Annotated in this window: 14 protein-coding genes and 1 pseudogene; 7 read left to right on the forward strand and 8 right to left on the reverse strand. The window is 71.9% G+C overall.

Annotated features, from left to right (window positions below; translation table 11 throughout):
• Positions 1 to 30: 30 nt before the first annotated feature.
• The 4 genes and pseudogenes from AB0M02_RS16320 to AB0M02_RS16335 form a co-directional block, all read right to left on the reverse strand.
• Complete coding sequence (locus AB0M02_RS16320) at positions 31 to 3,351, reverse strand: error-prone DNA polymerase (protein ID WP_364227154.1); 3,321 nt, start codon at positions 3,349 to 3,351, stop codon at positions 31 to 33.
• On the reverse strand, positions 3,351 to 5,276 hold the full coding sequence (locus tag AB0M02_RS16325) for a DNA polymerase Y family protein (protein WP_364227157.1): 1,926 nt from the start codon (positions 5,274 to 5,276) through the stop codon (positions 3,351 to 3,353). The genes AB0M02_RS16320 and AB0M02_RS16325 overlap by 1 nt, the downstream gene beginning before the upstream one ends.
• Positions 5,277 to 5,638: 362 nt before the next feature.
• Positions 5,639 to 6,277: pseudogene (locus tag AB0M02_RS16330) on the reverse strand (hypothetical protein); the annotation flags it as partial.
• A 55-nt stretch (positions 6,278 to 6,332) separates the two neighbouring features.
• The gene (locus tag AB0M02_RS16335) at positions 6,333 to 6,737 is read right to left on the reverse strand and encodes an SAV_6107 family HEPN domain-containing protein (protein ID WP_364227486.1); all 405 of its coding nucleotides are present in this window, start codon (positions 6,735 to 6,737) and stop codon (positions 6,333 to 6,335) included.
• Between the two features lie 693 nt (positions 6,738 to 7,430).
• Here AB0M02_RS16335 and AB0M02_RS16340 point away from each other — a divergent pair.
• Positions 7,431 to 8,240, forward strand: coding sequence for an SDR family NAD(P)-dependent oxidoreductase (locus tag AB0M02_RS16340; RefSeq protein ID WP_364227159.1), 810 nt, complete (start codon positions 7,431 to 7,433; stop codon positions 8,238 to 8,240).
• 73 nt (positions 8,241 to 8,313) lie between these two features.
• Positions 8,314 to 8,784 (forward strand): YbaK/EbsC family protein, encoded by a 471-nt coding sequence (locus AB0M02_RS16345; RefSeq protein ID WP_364227161.1) that lies wholly within the window; start codon positions 8,314 to 8,316, stop codon positions 8,782 to 8,784.
• Here the strand turns inward: AB0M02_RS16345 and AB0M02_RS16350 are convergent.
• A complete protein-coding gene (locus AB0M02_RS16350) occupies positions 8,733 to 9,836 on the reverse strand; it encodes an acyltransferase (RefSeq protein WP_364227164.1) in 1,104 nt (367 codons plus the stop codon). The two genes, AB0M02_RS16345 and AB0M02_RS16350, sit on opposite strands and share 52 nt — an antisense overlap.
• Before the next feature lie 153 nt (positions 9,837 to 9,989).
• Here AB0M02_RS16350 and AB0M02_RS16355 point away from each other — a divergent pair, with 153 nt between their 5' ends.
• From AB0M02_RS16355 to crtI, 5 genes are read left to right on the forward strand one after another with little or no spacing between them, the layout of a single operon-like run.
• Positions 9,990 to 10,646, forward strand: a complete 657-nt coding sequence (locus AB0M02_RS16355) for a monooxygenase (RefSeq protein ID WP_364227489.1) — start codon at positions 9,990 to 9,992, stop codon at positions 10,644 to 10,646.
• Positions 10,643 to 11,224: a GNAT family N-acetyltransferase gene (locus AB0M02_RS16360; protein ID WP_364227167.1), complete on the forward strand. Its 582-nt coding sequence runs from the start codon at positions 10,643 to 10,645 to the stop codon at positions 11,222 to 11,224. Before AB0M02_RS16355 ends, AB0M02_RS16360 begins: the two co-directional genes overlap by 4 nt.
• Positions 11,217 to 11,957 (forward strand): carotenoid biosynthesis protein, encoded by a 741-nt coding sequence (locus AB0M02_RS16365; RefSeq protein WP_364227170.1) that lies wholly within the window; start codon positions 11,217 to 11,219, stop codon positions 11,955 to 11,957. The genes AB0M02_RS16360 and AB0M02_RS16365 overlap by 8 nt, the downstream gene beginning before the upstream one ends.
• The gene (locus AB0M02_RS16370) at positions 11,954 to 13,018 is read left to right on the forward strand and encodes a glycosyltransferase family 2 protein (protein WP_364227172.1); all 1,065 of its coding nucleotides are present in this window, start codon (positions 11,954 to 11,956) and stop codon (positions 13,016 to 13,018) included. The genes AB0M02_RS16365 and AB0M02_RS16370 overlap by 4 nt, the downstream gene beginning before the upstream one ends.
• Before the next feature lie 20 nt (positions 13,019 to 13,038).
• Positions 13,039 to 14,466, forward strand: a complete 1,428-nt coding sequence (gene crtI / locus AB0M02_RS16375; RefSeq protein WP_364227175.1) for a phytoene desaturase family protein — start codon at positions 13,039 to 13,041, stop codon at positions 14,464 to 14,466.
• 364 nt (positions 14,467 to 14,830) lie between these two features.
• On the opposite strand, the gene AB0M02_RS16380 is transcribed toward crtI, so the two are convergent.
• From AB0M02_RS16380 to AB0M02_RS16390, 3 genes are all read right to left on the reverse strand, one after another.
• The gene (locus tag AB0M02_RS16380) at positions 14,831 to 16,555 is read right to left on the reverse strand and encodes a substrate-binding domain-containing protein (protein WP_364227176.1); all 1,725 of its coding nucleotides are present in this window, start codon (positions 16,553 to 16,555) and stop codon (positions 14,831 to 14,833) included.
• Between the two features lie 122 nt (positions 16,556 to 16,677).
• The gene (locus AB0M02_RS16385; RefSeq protein ID WP_364227179.1) at positions 16,678 to 17,433 is read right to left on the reverse strand and encodes a class I SAM-dependent methyltransferase; all 756 of its coding nucleotides are present in this window, start codon (positions 17,431 to 17,433) and stop codon (positions 16,678 to 16,680) included.
• Between the two features lie 62 nt (positions 17,434 to 17,495).
• Positions 17,496 to 18,419, reverse strand: a complete 924-nt coding sequence (locus tag AB0M02_RS16390; protein ID WP_364227492.1) for a LysR family transcriptional regulator — start codon at positions 18,417 to 18,419, stop codon at positions 17,496 to 17,498.
• Between the last annotated feature and the right edge of the window lie 26 nt (positions 18,420 to 18,445).

Consider the following 18,445-nt stretch of genomic DNA (forward strand, 5'->3'; position numbering starts at 1 on the left):
GAGTTGCACAATACGCCACTAAACCGGGAATTATCGGAAATCGCGGGATGCGGGTGTCACCGGTGGCACCACCGTCTCCAAACGGTCCGCCACCAGGTTCAGCACGCCCTCGGCCTTCTCCAGGCGCCCGCGGACCAGCAGCGCCGTGCTGCTCCGGGCCACTCGGCGGTACCGCTGCCAGAGCCCCGGCGAACAGGTCACGTTCAGCATCCCGGTCTCGTCCTCCAGGTTCACGAACGTCACCCCGCCCGCGGTCGCCGGCCGCTGCCGGTGGGTGACGATCCCGCCGACACGGATCCGGGTGCCGGCCTCCACATCGGGCAGCTGGGAGATCGGCAGCGCGCCGGCCCGGTCCAGCTCCTCCCGGATGAACCGCGCCGGGTGCGTGTCCGGCGACAGCCCGGTCGCCCACACGTCCGCGACCAGCACGTCCACCTCGTTCATGCCGGGCAGCATCGGCGCCTCGGTGCCGGTCACCGTGCCGGGCAGCCGGTCCGGCTTGTCCTGTGCGGCGGCCCCGGCGGCCCAGAGCGCCTCGCGGCGGGACAGGCCGAAACCCGCGAAGGCGTCGGCCGTGGCGAGGGCCTCCAGGTTGGCGGTGGAGCATCCGGTACGCCGAGCGAGGTCCGTCATCGACCGGAAAGGACCACTGGCGCGACGATCGTTCTCGATCCGCTCGGCCAGGTCGGCTCCGATCGTACGAATGCTGGAAAGCCCTTGGCGGACGGCCGGGCCCCCGATTCCCCAAGCGTGCGGAGGCTCCCCGGCCTCGCTCTTTCGCCGGCTCGCCGGCGTGGTCTCCAACGTCGCCGCCGCGTCGCTCAGGTTGATGTCCGGCCGCCGCACCTCGACACCGTGCCGCCGCGCGTCGTCCACCAGCGTCTGTGGCGAGTAGAAGCCCATCGGCTGCGCGTTGAGCAGTGCCGCGCAGAACGCCGCCGGGTGGTACCGCTTCAGCCAGGCGCTCGCGTAGACCAGGTAGGCGAAGCTCATCGCGTGACTCTCCGGGAAGCCGTAGCTGGCGAACGCGGACAGCTTCAGATAGAGGTCGTCGGCCAGCGGACCGGTGATCCCGTTGCCGGCCATCCCCTCGTACAGTCGCTTTTTGATCCTTTCCATCTTCTCCACGGACCGCTTCGAGCCCATGGCGCGCCGCAGCTGATCAGCCTCGGACGGGTCGAATCCGGCGACGTCGATCGCCAGCTGCATGAGCTGCTCCTGGAAGAGCGGCACGCCAAGCGTCTTGGCCAGCGCGTTCTCCATGCGGTGGTGCGGCACGTGCGGCGCCTCAAGGCCGTTTTTTCTTCTGATGTACGGGTGAACCGAACCGCCCTGAATCGGACCAGGTCGGATCAGCGCCACCTCGATGACCAGGTCGTAGAACTTCCGGGGCTTGAGTCGCGGCAGCGTGGCCATCTGAGCGCGGCTCTCCACCTGGAAGACGCCGACCGAGTCCGCGCGGCAGAGCATGTCGTAGACCTCGTCGTCGTCGAGCGGCATCGTGGCGATGTCCAACTCGTCTTCGATCATGTCGTAGGCGTAGTGCAGCGCCGAGAGCATGCCGAGCCCGAGCAGGTCGAACTTGACCAGGTCCACGGCGGCGCAGTCGTCCTTGTCCCACTGGAGCACGCTGCGGTTCGGCATCCGGCCCCACTCGACCGGGCAGACCTCGATGATCGGCCGGTCGCAGATGACCATGCCGCCGGAGTGGATGCCGAGGTGCCGGGGGAAGTTCTGCACCTCGTTGGCGGCGTTGATCACCTGGGAAGGGATGTCGTTGTCGGCGGTGGCGACGTCACCCCAGCGGTCGATCTGCTTGCTCCACGCGTCCTGCTGGCCCGGGGAGAACCCGAACGCCCGCGCCATGTCGCGCACCGCTGAGCGGGGACGGTACGAGATGACGTTGGCGACCTGGGCGGTGTGCTCACGGCCGTACTTGCCGTAGACGTGCTGGATGACCTCCTCGCGGCGGTCGGACTCGATGTCGACGTCGATGTCGGGTGGGCCGTCGCGTTCCGGGGCGAGGAATCTCTCGAAGAGCAGGCCGTAGCGGACCGCGTCGACGTTGGTGATCCAGAGCGCGTAGCAGACAGCGGAGTTGGCGGCGGAGCCGCGGCCCTGGCAGTAGATATTTTTTTCTATACAAAATCGAACTATGTCGTACACGACTAGGAAATAGCCGGGGAAGCCGAGCTCTTCGATCATCCGGAGTTCGTATTCGATCTGCCGGTAGGCCGCCGGATTGTTCTCCCCGTAACGCTGCCGTGCGCCGTCCATGGTGAGGTGGCGGAGCCAGGACATTTCCGAATGGCCAGCCGGAACCGGATAATCCGGCAGTTTTGGCGCGACCAGATCCAGGTTGAAGGCGAGGTCCTGGCCGTAGATCGCAGCGTTCTCCACCGCACCCGGATAGTCCGCGAACCGGCGGGCCATCTCGTCGCCGCTGCGCAGGTGAGCGGTGCCGGCGGCGGGCAGCCAGCCGTCCATGTCGTCCAGCGAGCGGCGGGCCCGGACCGCTGCCAGCGCGGTGGCCAGACGGCGGCGGGCCGGGGTCGCGTAGTGGACGTTGTTCGTCGCCACCACTTCCAGGCGGCGGCTGGCGGCCAGCGCGAACAGGACGTCGTTGCGGTCACCGTCGTAGGGGTCGCCGTGATCGGTCAGTTCGACGGCCACGTTCGGTGCGCCGAAAAGATCCACAAGACGATCCATTTCGTACGCCGCGGACTCCACACCGCCGGTCGCCAGCGCCTGCGGCACCGGGCCCTTGCGGCAGCCGGTCAGCACCAGCACGTGATCCTTCAGAATCTCGGCGACCCGTTCCAGACTCTCGTACTCCGGCTTGCCCTTCTCCCCGCCGCGCAGGTGGGCCTGGGAGATCACCCGCGCCAGCCGTGAATACCCCTCGTGGCCGTGCGCCAGGGCCAGCAGGTGCATGCCCTCCGGGTCGGCCTCGCCGTTCTGCGGCCTGGACAGCCCCAGCGACAGCTCGGCGCCGAAGATCGTGGGCAGCCCGAGCTCGCGGGCCGCCTGGGAGAACCGGACCACACCGTAGAAGCCGTCGTGATCGGTCACGGCCAGCCCGGTCAGCCCGAGCCGGGCCGCCTCCTCGGCCAGCTCCTCGGGGTGGCTGGCCCCGTCCAGGAAGCTGAAGTTGGTGTGACAGTGCAGCTCGGCGTAGGGCGTGCTGCTCTCGGCCCGGACCAACCCGGGAGCTTTGTACGGTTCCCGCTTGCGGCTCCAGGCGGGCGAGTCACCGCCGTCACCGTCGATCGCCAGCGGATCGATCACGGCCGGGCCGGACAGCGTCCTCTCCAGCTGCGACCACGGCATCTGCGGATTGTGGAAGCCCATCAGTCGTAGATCGCTTCCACGGTCCAGAAACCCGCCGACAATGAGAGCAGCAGGGCCCGCCCGTCCGCGAGCATCACCTGGAACCGGGCCCGGCGCCGGGACTCCTCCTCCGCCCACCAGCGCTCGTCCACCGGCCACGGCCCGGCCCAGCCCACGATCTCGGCCGGCGCACCCCGCTCCACCGCGATCATGGCCGGCGCACCCCGCTCCACCGCGATCGTCGCCGGCGCCCCGGTGAGCTCCAGGCGGGCGCTCACCCCGACCGGCCGCCCTCCGCTGTCCAGCACGACCGCGGGAATCGGCCGCTCCGGAACGATCGCCGGCGCGGGCCGGGGAAGCCGCCCCGGCCAGGGCGGCAGCGCGACAGCCTTCCGCCTTCTTCCCTGCCGTGCCCGGCTCTCCACCTCGGGGAACTCGGCCGGCCGCGCCTCCTCCGCCGGCCGCGCCTCCTCCACCGGCCGCACCCCCTCTGCCGACCGCACCCCCTCTACCCGTCGCGGCCCCTCCGCCGGTCGCGCCCCCTCTGCCGGCCGCACTCCCTCCACCCGTCGCGGCCCCTCCGCCGATCGCGCCCCATCCGCCAGGAGAAACTCCGCTGGGAGATCCGGTACCGGCCGGAGGTGCTTCCCGGGCCGGGGCTGAGCCGCACCCCGGTCCAGCACCGGGACCGTGTCCACACCCGGGACCGGATCGCTGTGCACCGCCGACGCCCGGGCCGGTTCCCGCTCGTCGCCCCACGGCACCAGCAACACCTGATCGTCCGCCGAGCGCCCGCCGCCCAGCACCGGCGTCACCACCGCGCCCGGCCCGAGCAGGCCCTGCACCCGGCTGAACGCCCGGTGCGCCCGGTCCCGCTCGGCACCGGCGTCACCCCAGAGCCCCGGCTGCAGTCCGAGATGGACCAGCACCCCGTCCGGTACCAGGCGCAGCCGGACCAGGCCCGCGGTCGGCTGTGCCGCAGCACCGCGCCGGGCACCGGTGAGCCAGCCGTCCAGCTGCCACCGCACCCGGTCGGCGATGGCACCGGCGGTCAGGGTGCCGTCGTGCCGCCACACCCGGTACAGCTCGAGGCCGTCCGCGGTGACCGCCTCCACTCCCAGCCGGGTGCAGGCCAGCCCGTGCGCCGCCAGCCCCTCGTGGAGCCGCTCGGCCAGGGCACGACCGGCGAAGGCCGCGGTGTCGACCCGTTCGAGCGGTTCGTCGTAGGTCTCCTCGACGGCCAGGTCGAGCGGCGGCTGCCGGACAGCGAGCGGCCGGTGGTCGGCCCCGGACGCGAGCCGGTGGGCCAGCGCACCGTCGAAGCCGAACCGCGTCAGCACGTCACCCGCCGGCAGCGCCGCGAACTCGCCGAGCGTCTTGACCCCGAGCCGGTGCAGCAGGCCGGTCAGGTCCGGCCTCTCCAGAGCCTCAACGGGTACGCCGGACAGAAACGTCCTGGTCTCCCCCGCCGCCACGATCAACCCGGTCCTGGCCGCGATCCCCGCCGCGAACACACCCTCGGCGATCCCGACCTGACACTCCACCGCGCACGCCTGCGCCACCTGCTCGACGATCCGCTCGGCCGCCACCTCCTCACCGCCGAAGTAACGGGCCGGCCCGCGCACCGCCACCGCGCAGGCTCCCGGCCGAATCACCTCGACCCCGGCCACCACGTCCTCGACGGCCGCCACCACCGCCTCGAACGCCCGCGCGTCCCGCCCCGGGTCATGCTCCACCACGATCACCCGCGGACACCGGCTCTGCGCCTCCCGCCGCCGCAGCCCCCGGCGCACACCCTCCCGCCGAGCCGCCTCCGAACACGCGAGCACCCGATTACCGGCGATCACCACCACCGGCTCCTCCCCCGGCACCCCATCCACAATCTCCGCCGCGACAACCGGCCAGTCCGGGCACCAGATGAGCAGCGTCCGCACCCCGCTCTCCACTAACCACCCACCGCCTCAGACCCCACCGCGGGAAGCCGGCCCACCTCGGGCTCCCCCACCGCGGGACGCCGGGCCGCCTTGAACTCACTCATCCCGCGAAAGTCCGATATTTCCGGCAAAGCCACCTCCACCCCGCTCGCCGCCGAGGAGGCGGTTGAGGAGGTACCCACCACCGAGGAGGCCGCCGAAGAGGCCGCCGCCGAAGAGGTGCCCGCCGCCGAAGAGGCCGCCGCCGAAGAGGTGCCCGCCGCCGAAGAGGCGACCGAGGCGGCCGAGGAGGTCGAGGAGGCCGCTGAGGAGGCCGCCGGGGTGGTGCCCGCTGAGCGCACCGGTGGGATCGCCGAGGCTCGGTTGACCACGGCCGGCATCCAGAGTGTGATCTCCCGAGGCCGCGCCGCCGCCCCGCGCCCGGCCGCCACCACGGTGACCTCGCGGCGGCGCAGTCGGCCGCGGCCCGGCCCGAGACCTTCCCAACGCCCGCGCGCGACTTGCAGCGTCACGTCCGCACCGGGCCAGTCGCCGAACGGCACCAGCACACTCCCCCGCTGTCGCGCCCGCGCCGCCAGCCGGCCGGCTGTTCCGGCGGACACCGGGCCGGGGACCGCGGTGACCACCACATCCACCCCGTCGATGAGAGCCGCCACCACCGTGGGCCAGTCCGGCCCCGGGTCGGGCACGAGAGCGAGCCGCTCCAGCACCACGCCGCTCTCCGCGGCGGCGAGCGCGCCCAGTGAGGGGACGCCCACGACCGCGCACCAGGCCCCCTCTCGCGAGGCCGCGGCGAGCAGCGCCAGCATCAGCGAGGTGCCCCCGCCCGCTGGGGCGGACCGCCCGGTGGTGACCGCCACGGTGCTGCCCCGACGAAGCCCTCGGCCGGGCAGCAGCCCGCTCAGCTCGGCGGACACCGGAAGCATCCGATGCGCCCCCCGCGCATCGGAGGCCTCCGCCGTCCGCACCAGCTCGGCGAGGGCGGCCGAGCCGTCGATCATTCGCCCTGCCACGTTCCTCGCCCCGCTTCGCACCTCACCGCCCGGTCACGTCACGAGCCGTCCCCTGTCACGCCGCCAGCCGCGGCTGATAGCTCAGCCCCAGCGATCCCTCGACCACCGTCACGAACTGCTCCGCCGCGCGCAGCAGGTCGTCCGCCTCCCGCGCGCTCACCACGTGCGGGATCCCCGCCTCGGCGGCCGCGCGCTTGCCGGCGCCGAGCGCGAAGTAACCCGCCCAGTCCCCGAACTCCGGTGCCACCAGAACGAGCAGTGACCAGACGCTGGTCGCCGCACGGGTCCGGCGGCCACCGGCGGACGGGCGGGCGCGGGCGGCGAGCAGGGCGGCGGCCGCGCGCAGGGCGGCCATGTGCGCCGCCGCGTAACGCAAGCCGTCGGGAGTCGTGTGTGCCGCCTCGATCAAGCCCTCCCGGGCGATCGTCAGCAGCTGGGCCGGGGTCCGGTGGGGCAGCATGTGCGCCGGGACCGCCGGCGCGTCCGCACGGGCCGCCGTGCCGGCGTGCGCCGAACCGGGAGCCGGCTTGAGGCCCGGGGCAGTGGTGCTCGCCATGGTCGTTTCTCCTCGCCTGTTCCGCATCCGACTTGTCTGGTCGAACCGATCCGCTGCGGAGGAAGACACAGCACTGCATGACTCACGTCCCGGCCCGGGGGCCGAGACAGGGCCCAGGGCCGAGACAGGGCCCCGGCGGGCAGCGCCGAAGCCCTGTCGGGCCGGCCGTGAAAGGCCCACCCCGGCGGCGAACCGACCGGGTGTGAAGCTTCCCCACACCACACCCGGCCGAGTGCCGCCCGGCGGGTCCGTCGCCCGCCACCGGGGGTCGGGGGCGGCGAGCGACGGCCTGCCTTTGAACGGTCCGGGCCCGCGAATGCCCGAACCTCGTGCGGCACTTCGCGGGTGCCGCGCCGGGAGGCGCGCCGCGAAACACGCTCCCGGTCGATCAGAACGTCTGTTGTCCGGCCGCAGGGCTCATTCAACCTAGGGCTTTCGAACATCCGTTCTAACTACCGCAGAGACTAACACCCCCGTACGACAAAATCGCAACCCGAGCGACCGTCCCCCCACCATCTTTTTCGAACACATGATCGATACCCGTGGAGCGCCGAACCATGCACGATGGGTGACGGCATCGAGACGGGAGGCACTCGAGTGGCATCGACGATCGTGGTGACCGGTGGCAGCTCCGGCGTGGGGCTGGCCGCCGCCGAACAGTTCGCCGCCCGCGGCGACGAGGTCGTCCTGGTCGGGCGCGACCCACAGCGACTGGCCACCGCGGTCGAGCGGGTCACCCGGGCCGGCGGGGCGAGACCAGCGCACTTCCGCGCCGACTTCGAGTCCTTCACCGAGGTACGCGAACTCGCCTCCCACCTGCTCGCCACGTACCCCAAGATCGACGTCCTGGCCAGCAACGCCGGCGGCATGGTCGGCGACTACCGGCGCACCGTGGACGGCTACGAGGCCACCGTCCAGGGCAACCACCTGGCCCCGTTCCTGCTCACCTCCCTGCTGCTGGTGCGGCTGCAGGGCGGCCGGGTGGTCAGCACCGCGTCCCGCGCGCACGGGCAGGGCGTTCCCGACCCGGACCGGCTCGCCGGCGACCCCGGCAGCTACAACTCCTGGCGGGCGTACGGGGCGAGCAAAGCCGCCAACATCCTGTTCGCCGCGGAGGCCGCCCGGCGCTGGCCGGACGTCACGAGCGTGTCCTTCCACCCCGGCGTGGTGCGCAGCAACTTCGGCGCCGGCCGGGTCACCCGGCTGTTCTACAAGTACGCACCGGGCCTGGTCCCGCCGGAGAAGGCCGGCGAACTGCTGGTGTGGCTGGCCACCGCGCCCGCCGGCGAACTGCTGAACGGCGGCTACTACGTGGGCCACAAACCCGCCACCCCGGCCCCACACGCCCGCGACAACGCCCTCGCCGCCAAGCTGTGGGAAGCCAGCGCCAGCGCAACAGGCGCCTGAGAACCCAGGTCGGAGGACCCAGGTTGTGGGAAGCCGCCGCCACCGCAACAGGCGCATGGCCCAGGATGGAGCGATGCACAACCACCCCAACGTGACAGCAGTCCGGGACGCCCTCGAATCGGCCGGTGCCACCGCCGAGATCGTCGTCCTGGACGAGGCCGTGCACACCGCGGCCGCGGCCGCCGCCGCCCTGGAGATCGAGGTCGGCCAGATCGCCAACTCGCTGATCTTCGACGCGGACGGCGAGCCGTTGCTCGTGCTGACCTCCGGCGCGCACCGGGTGGACACCGCCAAGGTCGCCGCCTCGCTCGGTGTGGCCAAGCTGCGCCGGGCCACTCCCGAGTTCGTCCGGCTGCACACCGGCCAGGCGATCGGCGGCGTCGCCCCGGTGGGCCACCCGAAGCCGGTGCGCACGCTGGTCGACGTCGACCTGGAGCAGTATCCGGTGGTCTGGGCCGCGGGTGGGGTACCTCAGTCGGTCTTCCCGATCACCTACGCCGAGTTGGTGCGGATCACCGCCGGCACCCCCACCGAGGTGGCGTAAGGGAACGGGGACAGCCGCGGCCGCCGCCGGGCAGCCAGGTCCTCCACCCAGCCCAGCGCGAGCACCGCCACGGCGAGCAGCGCGACCACGACCGCCAGGCCGGTCACCAGAGCCGGCCAGTTGCTCAGCGAGATACCCGGCCAGGCCCCGCCCCGCACCGGATCCGTGGGCGGCCCGAGCGGCGCGCAGAGCCGGGCCGCGACCGCGATCGCCGCGACGTGCCACAGATAGATCGTCACCGCCCGGTTGTTGATCACGGAGACGAGGCGGTCCAGCGGCCGCACGCGGGCCAGCCAGCCCATCGGCGGCGACCAGCGCAGCAGCACGAGCACGAAGCCGATCATGTAGAGCGGGTAGGCGATCCGCTGCGCGACGAGATCGAAGCGGCCCTCCCACGGGTGCGCCCACGCCCAGGTCAGCGCCACGACGGCACACGCGCCCGCGAGGCTCAGCACGAGCGCCGGCCGCAGTCTGGCGAGGCCGCCCTCCCGGTGCGCGATCCCGATCATCCAGCAGGTGCCGTAGGTGCACAGGTTCGCCAGCCACCAGAACGCGTCCATGTTGGGCTGCACGACCTCGGGATAGCCGAAGAGCAGCAGCAGCCCGACGAACGGGGCGAGCACGGCCGGCAGATCCCACCGCCGATAGAGGCGGATCAAAATCGGGGAGAGAAGAACCATCCAGATGTACGTGTAGACGTACCAGAGCACGCCCACCCCGAGCTGATCGCCGATCTCGTTCCTGGGAGGTTCCGCCAGCGGCAGGATCCACAGCGCCAGTGACGGCCCCGGCTCCCAGCCGTTGTGGAGCATCAGGGGCACCAGGATCAGGCCCATCGCCCAGACCGAGGGCAGCAGCCTGCGCAGCCGGTTACGCACCGCCCGCGCGGCACCCCGGTCCACCGACGCCGTCATGAGCGATCCGCCGAGCGCGAACATCAGGCCCATCGACGGGAAGAGCAGTGACACGACGGGCAGCGACATGAACGAGTGATTCAGGACCACCCGGACGATCGCGGCCGCCCGGAGCAGGTCGAAGTACCGATCGCGCAAATGTGACCTCCCACACCCTCCAAGATCGATGGAGGATAGACGGATGTGGTCGAGGGTGGCGCAACCGGCCCCGGACGGTAACGTGGCGCGGTGACCGCCGATCTGGTCAGCCTGCATGTCTGGCGAGTGCCACCCCGCGCCGTGGGCTCCGCGATGCTGCGCATGGCTTTCGCGAGGCGACGCGGGCCGGGCATCCGGTTCGGCAAATTCCTGGGTACGGGTACCGGCTCCGGTTTCGGCCCGCGCGACGCCGACCTCACCCGATGGGCGGCAATCACCGTGAGCGACCGCCCGGTCTCCTTCCCGGCCTGGGACCGGATCGCCGTCAACCACGCCCGCCTCGACCTCGAACCGCTGATCAGCCGCGGCGCGTGGTCCGGCGGCAGCCCGTTCCGCCCGACCGGCCGCCGCACCGGCGGGACGGTCCTGGCCCTCACCCGCGCCCGGCTGCGGCCCTCCCGGGCGCTGCGGTTCTGGCGGGCGATCCCGGCCGTGGCGCGGGAGGTGGCCGCCGCGCCGGGCCTGCTCGCCCGGTTCGGGGTCGGTGAGGCGCCGATCGGCTGGCAGGGCACGGTCAGCGTGTGGCGCAGCGCGGCGGACCTCACCGCTTTCGCGTACCGTCAGCCGCAGCACCGCGCCGCGATCACCCGCACACCGGCCGACCGGTGGTACGCGGAGGAGCTCTTCACCCGGTTCGCGGTGCAAAATGTCAGCGGCGACCGCACCGTGCTGGGCTGGACGGAACCGTCCGACGACAGGCACGAACCGTCCGAGGAGCAGGACACAGCGAAGGAGCACACGGAGCGATGAGGCTCGTTGCCTGGCAACCGGACGACCTGCTGCGGCGGCTCGACGACGTGGTCGCGGTGTACGGCGAGGCGATGGGCTACCGCCAGGAGCTGCTGCAGACCCGGCGCGGCTACATCGGCTCGCACGTGCGCCGGCCAGGGTTCCGCGCGGTCGCCACGCTGACCCCGGAGGGCCGGGTCGCCGGTTTCGGGTACGGCTACACGTCCGCCCCCGGCCAGTGGTGGCACGACCAGGTCCGGTCCTCGCTCGACGAGCCGGCCCGGCGGCACTGGCTCACCGGCTGCTTCGAGGTCGTCGAGTTGCACGTCCGCCCGGTCGCGCAGGGCCACGGCGTGGGCGCCCGGCAGTTGCGCGCCCTGCTCGCGATGGCCGAGGGCCGCACCGTGCTGCTCTCCACTCCGGAGGCCGACGAGCAGGCGTCCCGCGCCTGGCGGCTGTACCGGCGGTTCGGCTTCGTCGACGTGCTGCGCGACTTCCTGTTCCCCGGCGACGAGCGCGCCTTCGCCATCCTGGGCCGGGAGTTGCCGCTGACCGCCGAGCGGCCGGTCGAGGACTCACCCGGGATAGTGGGTGGCTGACCGAGTCCCCTGGGCGCTGCTCGGCACCCTGGTCCTGGTCCAGATCTGCTATCCGCTCACCGACGGTGACGTCCGCGCCGCACTCACCGTCACCACCGTGCTCCTCGGGGTTCTGCTCTCCGTGTCGCACGCCTTCCTCACCCGCGGTACCCGAGCGGCGGCCGTGCTTCTCGCAACCGCCGGTCTCGGCGGGTTCGCGGTGGAGGCGATCGGGGTGGCGACCGGCTTCCCGTTCGGCACGTACGACTACTCGGGTCAACTCGGCCCGAAGCTGCTCGGCGTACCCCTGATCATCCCGCTCGCCTGGACCTGGATGTCCTGGCCGGCGTGGCTCGCCGCCGGCCGCCTCACCCACGGCCGCGCGTCCCGGATCGCCCTGGCCGCCGCCGGGCTGGCCGCCTGGGACCTCTTCCTGGATCCGCAGATGGTCGCCGAGGGCTACTGGCGCTGGCACGATCCGTCGCCCCACCTGCCCGGCCTCCCCGGCATCCCGGTCAGCAACTACCTGGGCTGGCTGGCCTTCGCCCTCCTCGTGATGACCGCGCTCACCATCACCCTGAAATCGGACAGGTCAGGACAGCGCGACACACCGATGCTCGCGCTCTGGCTCTGGACCTACTTCTCCTCGGTCCTGGCGCACGCGGTCTTCCTCGACCTGCCCGCCTCAGCCGTCTGGGGCGGAGTACTCATGGGTGCCACGGTGCTGCCACAGCTGCGGAGACGACGCACGTGACCTGGCTGCTCCTCACCCCGCTGCTCCTGCTCACCGCGCACACGGCCGTGAACGCCCTGCTCCTGCGCCGCCCGAAGCGGAACGCCACCACCACCGCCCGGATCGCGATCCTGCTGCCGCTGCGCGACGAGGCCGGCCGCGTCGAACCCTGCCTGCGCTCGCTGCTCGCCCAGCGGGGCGCCGGCAACCTCACGATCCACGTCCTCGACGACGGCTCCACCGACGGCACCGCCGACGTCGTCCGCGCGATCGCCGGTGACCGGGTCCGGCTACACACCGGCACTCCCCCGCCGCCCGGCTGGCTGGGCAAGCCGCACGCCTGCCACCTGCTGTCCGAGGCAGCCGGGGACGTGGACCTGCTGGTCTTCGTCGACGCCGACGTGGTGCTCGAACCCGACGCGATCGCCGGGGCCGCCGAACTGCTTTCCCGGAGCCGAGTCGCGCTGCTCAGCCCGTACCCCAGAATCTCCGGAACCGGCCGCCTGGTCCAACCCTTGCTCCAATGGTCTTGGCTCACCTTCCTGCCGCTTCGCGGCATGGAACGCTCCCCGCGCACGTCGCTCGCCGCAGCCGGTGGCCAATGGCTGGTCGCGGACCGCGCGGCCTACCGGAGAGCGGGCGGTCACGCGGCCGTGCGCGGCGACATCCTGGAGGACATTGGCCTGGCCCGCGCGGTGAAACGCTCCGGCGGCCGCATCGCGCTCGCCGACGGCTCCCGGCTGGCCACCTGCCGCATGTACGACTCCTGGCGCGACCTCACCGACGGCTACAGCAAATCCCTCTGGGCGTCGTTCGGCTCCCGGTCCGGCGCGGCCGCCGTCGTGGTCCTTCTCCTTCTTCTGTACGCCGCTCCGCTCGCCTTCCTGCCGGCTCCCTGGGTCCTGGCTGCCTACGCCCTCGGTGTCCTCGGCCGGATCATCACCGCCCTCGCCACCGGCAGCCGCCCCTTCCCCGACCCGCTGGCGCACCCACTCTCCGTCGCGCTGTTCGCCTGGCTCGTGGCCCGCTCGTTCCACCTGCGCCGCCGGGGCCGTCTGGCCTGGCGCGGCCGCCCGGTCTGAGACACGGCATCATTCCTCGCATGAGCGACGTCGTAGTGATCGGAGCCGGGGTCGGCGGTCTCTCCGTCGCCACCCGCTTGGCCGCGGCAGGCCATCGGGTGACCGTCTTCGAACAGTCCGGCACCGTGGGCGGCAAGCTGGCCGTCCACGAGCGCGACGGCTACCGCTTCGACACCGGCCCGAGCCTGCTCACGCTCCCGCACCTGTTCGAGGACCTGAACCTGCAGCCCCAACCCCTCGACCCGGTAGTCCGGCACGTCTTCCCCGACGGCACAACCCTGGACTCCTCCCCGGACCACGCGACGTTCCTCAACCGGATCACCGCCGCGCTGGGCCCTTCAGCGAGCGCCGACTGGGACCGTTTCTGGCACCGCGCCGAACGCATCTGGCACGCCTCCTACGACTCCGTACTCACCCGCCCGGTGACGGCGGCCTCGCTCGCCCGGCTCTCCTGGCGCTTCCGCGATCTCGCCGCCATCGCTCCCGGCCGCTCCCTGCGCGACCTGGGCCGCCGCTACCTGCGCGATCCCCGGCTGCGGATGCTGCTCGACCGCTACGCGACGTACACCGGCACCGATCCGCGCCGCGCTCCAGCGGCGCTGGCGGCGATTCCCTATGCGGAACTCACCCACGGTGGGTGGTATCTGGCCGGCGGGCTGGGCACGCTGGCCGACGCGCTGCACGCTGCGTGCGTTGCTTCAGGGGTACGGGTAGAGCTGCACTCACCGGTGACCGCGATCGAGGCGGACAGCGCTGTGCGTGGGGTTCGGTTGGGAGAACGAACGTTCTTTCCGGCCGACATCGTTGTCTCCAATGCGGACGCCGTGACCCTCTACCGCGACCTATTGCCCACTCCAGGCCGGCTAGGCGGCCTGGCCGACCGCAGCCTCGCCGGCTTCGTCCTGCTACTCGGCGTCCGCGGCGAGACACCCGAACTCGCCCACCACACCGTCTTCTTCCCCCACAACTACGACGCCGAGTTCGACGCGATCTTCGGCTCGCCGGGCCGCCGCGCCCGCCCCGCCGACGATCCCGCCGTCTTCGTCACCCGCGCTGCCGACCCCACGGTGCACCCACCCGGCCGCGAGGCCTGGTTCGTCCTGGTCAACACACCCCGGCACGGCACCGAACACTCCGCCGTGGACTGGCGTCGCCCGGGGCTGGCCGAGGCCTACCGCGACCACGTCCTGGAGCTGCTCGCCCGCCGCGGCCTGGACGTCCGCGATCGCCTCGAGTTCGCCGAGGTCCGCACCCCGGCCGACCTGGCCGAGGCGGTCGCGGCTCCGGGCGGAGCCATCTACGGCACCACGGGAGGCCTCCTGCGCCCCGCCAATCAGGGCCCGGTCGACGGCCTGTATCTCGTCGGCGGCTCAGCCCACCCGGGCGGCGGCCTCCCGATGGTCACCCTCTCCGCAGCCATCGTCGCCAACCGGATAGGCCCGGCGTAGCCCGCCCCTCCCTCACCGCCCGCCGCCACCGGTCCGGGCGCAGCCCGCCTCCCTCACCGCCCGCCGCCACCGGTCCGGGCGCAGCCCGCCTCCCACGCCGCCCGCCGCCACCGGTCCGGGCGCAGCCCGCCTCCCACGCCGCCCGCCGCCACCGGTCCGGGCGCAGCCCGCCTCCCTCACCGCCCGCCGCAACCGGTCCGGGCGCAGCCCGCCTCCGACGCCGCTCGCCCTCGTCGGCCCGGCTCCGGTTCTCGGTTCGGGTGCGTTTCTCCCTTCGGCCGGTCTTCCTGGGTCGGTCGCCCAGGACCGATTTTTCCGACTTATCAGCTTGAATGCCGCGGCTTGCCGGTTGAAGTGCTGCGGGTCAGGGCTTGGTGTGTGCGGCAAGGAAGGCCTGGGCCATTGCGGAGGCCAGGTCGGCCGGGTCGCGTGCTTCGATGGCCTTGCCGCCGGTGGCTCGGGCCATGGCCTGGAGGGCGCCGGTGTTCGCGTCAGGGCCGTAGCCGACCGCGAAGATCGGCACCGCCTTGGCCGGGTCCTGGCCGGCCGCGAGGCGCTTCAGGAACTCCGGCTGGGACATCGCGAACCGGCTGCCGCCGTCGTCGCCGTCGGTGAGCACCACGACCGTGGTGGCCGTGTCCGGCTTGACCTTGGCCCGCATCTCCGCCACTCCGTCCAGCACCGCCTGGTAGAGCGGTGTGCCGGCGTTCGGCTCCGGCCGATACGCCTTGATGGCGTCGACCAGCGCGGTGCGCCGCGGCTTGCCACCGGCGTCGGACTGGACCGGCCCGAACGAGACCTGCTCGGTGTGTGCGGGGCCGTTCTTGTCGCCGGTGCCGAAGAACCACATCCCGAGGGAGGCGTCGTCGTCGAAGAGACCGGCCGCCGCGGCGCCGGACTGGCGCAGCAGCTCCGCCTTCGTGGTGGTCTTGCCGCCGGGGCCGGTGATCCGCTCGTTCATCGAGCCGGACGAGTCGATCAGCAGCAGCACCTGGAACTGGATCTTCTGATACTGCGACCACTGCCGGGCCGGCCCGAGCAGCTTGTCGGCCTGGGTGGGCAACCGCAGCGCGCCGGCGGTCGGCTCGGTGCGGAATCCGGCGGCGGTCAGCGCCTGTTTCGTGATCGCGTTGCGGAGGCGGTCGGCCAGGTCCTTCTTGGCGTCCTTGGCCACCGCGTACGGATAGTCGGCCTCCACGCGCCCGTCGACCGGCGGGGCACCGACCAGCTGGACCCGGTTGTCGGCCTTCTCGTAGACCCGCAGCTGCTGCTCGATCACCGGGAAGACGCCGACCTCGTAGACGGCCGTGGTGGCGTCCGGCTGGGCGGCCATCCGGCTGAGCAGGCCCGCCTGGTCGCCGCCGGAGACGTTGACCCGGCTGCGCAGGGTGAGTGCCCGCAGCTGGGCGATGCCGGCGTCCTTGGTGGTCCGTGCCGTCGCGGTGTTCACACCGTGCACGCTGAGCAGCCCGATCGTGGAGCGCAGCGGATCGGGCATGGTGACGCTCGGGATCCGCCCGCCGGAGATCCCCTGGATCACGTTGGTCCAGCCGCTCTTCTCGTCGGTGATGTAGAGACTCTCGACGCTCTCCGGAGCGGCCAGCAGCACCGGCGACCAGGCCATCGGCTTGCCCACCGCGGTGTATGAGGCGCCCGCGGCGGCGGCGATCGGCAGCCAGGCGCTGCTGGAGGGCACCCATACGCCGGGCTTCTCGGCCGCGTTGACGGTGACACCCGGCTCCTCCGCCCGGACGACGATCGGCGCGCAGCGCTGCCCGTCGGGGTTGAGGGTGTCCGCGGCCTCCCGGACGATCGGCTCGATCTCCGGCGCGGCGACCACGGTGAGCTCCGGCTCGGGGCACGGCGTGACGCTGGGCTGGGTGGACGCCGGTGACGGCGCGGCGCTGGGCTGTGCGGCCGGGCGTGAGGATCCGTTGCGCATCAACTGCCAGGTGACGCCGCCGGCGACCAGCAGGACCACGAAGACCAGCACCGACGAGATGACTATCCGGTGTGGAGCGTGTTTCTGTCCCCACTCGTCGGTGTCGCCCGGCATGGGCGCCGGTTTTGGCCACTCGTTGTCGGACATGCCACCTCGCTCGTGACGTCGGGGGGATCGAGACCGGTGCGCGGATACTAATCCCGGATTCACATATCGCAATGGGTTAGCAAGGTATCGGCTAGATCTCGGCACATTCAGGACAAGATCATCTATACGCCCCGCGTTTCGGCGACCGCGATCACTATGAGTTCATCGTCGGCGCTGAGGCCGACCGGCTCCCGGCCCCACCCGCCGTAGAGCTGGTCCACCCGGAATCCCGCCGTCCACAGCGAGTCCCGGATCTCCTCCTCGCTCCGGAAGCGCAGCCGTGCCGAACTGGTCAGCTCCTGCTCGTCGCGGAACAGGTAGTGGTGGGTGAGCGCCACGACGCCGTCACCGCCGGGTTCGGCCGCCTCGGTCCACACCTCGACGACCTCGCCACCCGGGAGCACGACGGAGCGCCGCGAGTCCTCCGGGTTCCACTGCTCCCAGGCCCGGCCCGCCGGGTCCCGGCTGTCGAAGACCAGCCGCCCGCCGTCGTCCAGCGCGCGGCGAAGGGCAGAAAGAACGTTCTCCCACTCGGCGTCGTCTACGAAGAACTGTGCTACGTGGCCGGTCAGGAACGCCGCGTCGAACGCCCGCGCCGGAAGGCTCTCGACCGAGCCCTCGATCCAGCGCACCCGCTCGGCACCCGGTTTGCGGCGCGCGGCGTCGAGGCTCGCGCGGGCCGGGTCGACGCCGGTGACCTCATGGACCGCGGCGGCCATCGCGATCGCCAGCCGGCCGGTGCCGCACCCGAGGTCCAGCACCCGCGAGGAGCTGTGCTCGGCGAGCACGGACAGGAAGAAGTCGTCCTCCCAGCCCCACGGGTACTCGGCGTCGTAGACATCGACCAGTCGCGGATGCCGGTACTCGCCATGCCACACGTTCGGATGCTAAACGCGCGGTGACCGGTTGACCACCCGATGTGGACGGTCAAAAATCGCGCTCACAACGCCCGTACCCCTAAAGGTAGTTGACCTGACGCGATGTGCTCGAGCAGAACCTCACGCAACGCGGACGCCGCGTGTGGCAGGACCGCACCCCGGCGCTGCGCGAGCGCGATCGTCCGGCGCATGCCGGGCGGCGCGAGTGGCGTCGCCCGCAGCAGCGGCCGATTCACCAGGACCATGCTTGGCACCAGGGCGACACCGAGGCCGGCCTCGACGAACGCCAGCACCGCGTCCATCTCGCCGCCCTCGACCGCGAACTTCGGGGTGAAGCCGGCCCGCTCACATGCCTGCAGCGTGACGTCGCGGATGTCGTAGCCGGCCCGGAACATCACCATCGGCGTGTGCCGGAGCTCCACGAGGTCGAGCTGGCGGCCGACGGTGAGCGGCGGGCCGTCCGCGACCGAGGCGACCACGAGGCTCTCCCGCAGCAGCTCGGTGGCCTCCAGGTTGGCGTCGGCGCCGTGCTCCGGATGCACGATCAGCGCCAGGTCGAGGGTGTGCGCGAGCAGTTCGGCGATCAGGTCCTGCGAGCTGCCCTCGTTCACGTACAACTGGATGGCGGGGTGGTACTCGCGGAACGCGCGCAGGACGGCCGGGACCAGGGAGGAGCAGAGACTGGGGGTGGCACCCAGGCGCACCTCACCGCGGCGCAGGCCGACGATGTCCTGAACGGCATCGCGGGCGGCGTCGGCGTCGGCGACCATGCGGCGAGCCAGGGGAAGCAGCGCGATGCCCGCAACGGTTAGGGACACATCACCGCGAATCCGCTCGAAAAGGGGCGCCCCGAGGGATGCTTCAAGGGTGTGAATCTGCTTACTCAAGGTGGGTTGCGCGACGCCCAGATTGTCCGCCGCATGGGTGAAATGTCGGGTCTCCGCCACCTCCACGAAGTACCTAAGTTGTTGCAGCTGCACTCTAATAGCTTATAGCTATCAAGCGCCCCTCG

Origin of the sequence: Actinoplanes sp. NPDC051861 (genome assembly GCF_040681145.1) — a bacterium.
Lineage (GTDB): Bacteria > Actinomycetota > Actinomycetes > Mycobacteriales > Micromonosporaceae > Actinoplanes.

Excerpts from the sequence above, each read along its gene's own strand:
- AB0M02_RS16320 (WP_364227154.1), bottom strand. The coding sequence starts at position 3,351 with ATGGGCTTCCACAATCCGCAGATGCCGTGGTCGCAGCTGGAGAGGACG.
- AB0M02_RS16335 (WP_364227486.1), bottom strand. The coding sequence starts at position 6,737 with ATGCTGCCCCACCGGACCCCGGCCCAGCTGCTGACGATCGCCCGGGAG.
- AB0M02_RS16345 (WP_364227161.1), top strand. The coding sequence starts at position 8,314 with ATGCACAACCACCCCAACGTGACAGCAGTCCGGGACGCCCTCGAATCG.
- AB0M02_RS16355 (WP_364227489.1), top strand. The coding sequence starts at position 9,990 with ATGCTGCGCATGGCTTTCGCGAGGCGACGCGGGCCGGGCATCCGGTTC.
- AB0M02_RS16360 (WP_364227167.1), top strand. The coding sequence starts at position 10,643 with ATGAGGCTCGTTGCCTGGCAACCGGACGACCTGCTGCGGCGGCTCGAC.
- crtI (WP_364227175.1), top strand. The coding sequence starts at position 13,039 with ATGAGCGACGTCGTAGTGATCGGAGCCGGGGTCGGCGGTCTCTCCGTC.
- AB0M02_RS16380 (WP_364227176.1), bottom strand. The coding sequence starts at position 16,555 with ATGTCCGACAACGAGTGGCCAAAACCGGCGCCCATGCCGGGCGACACC.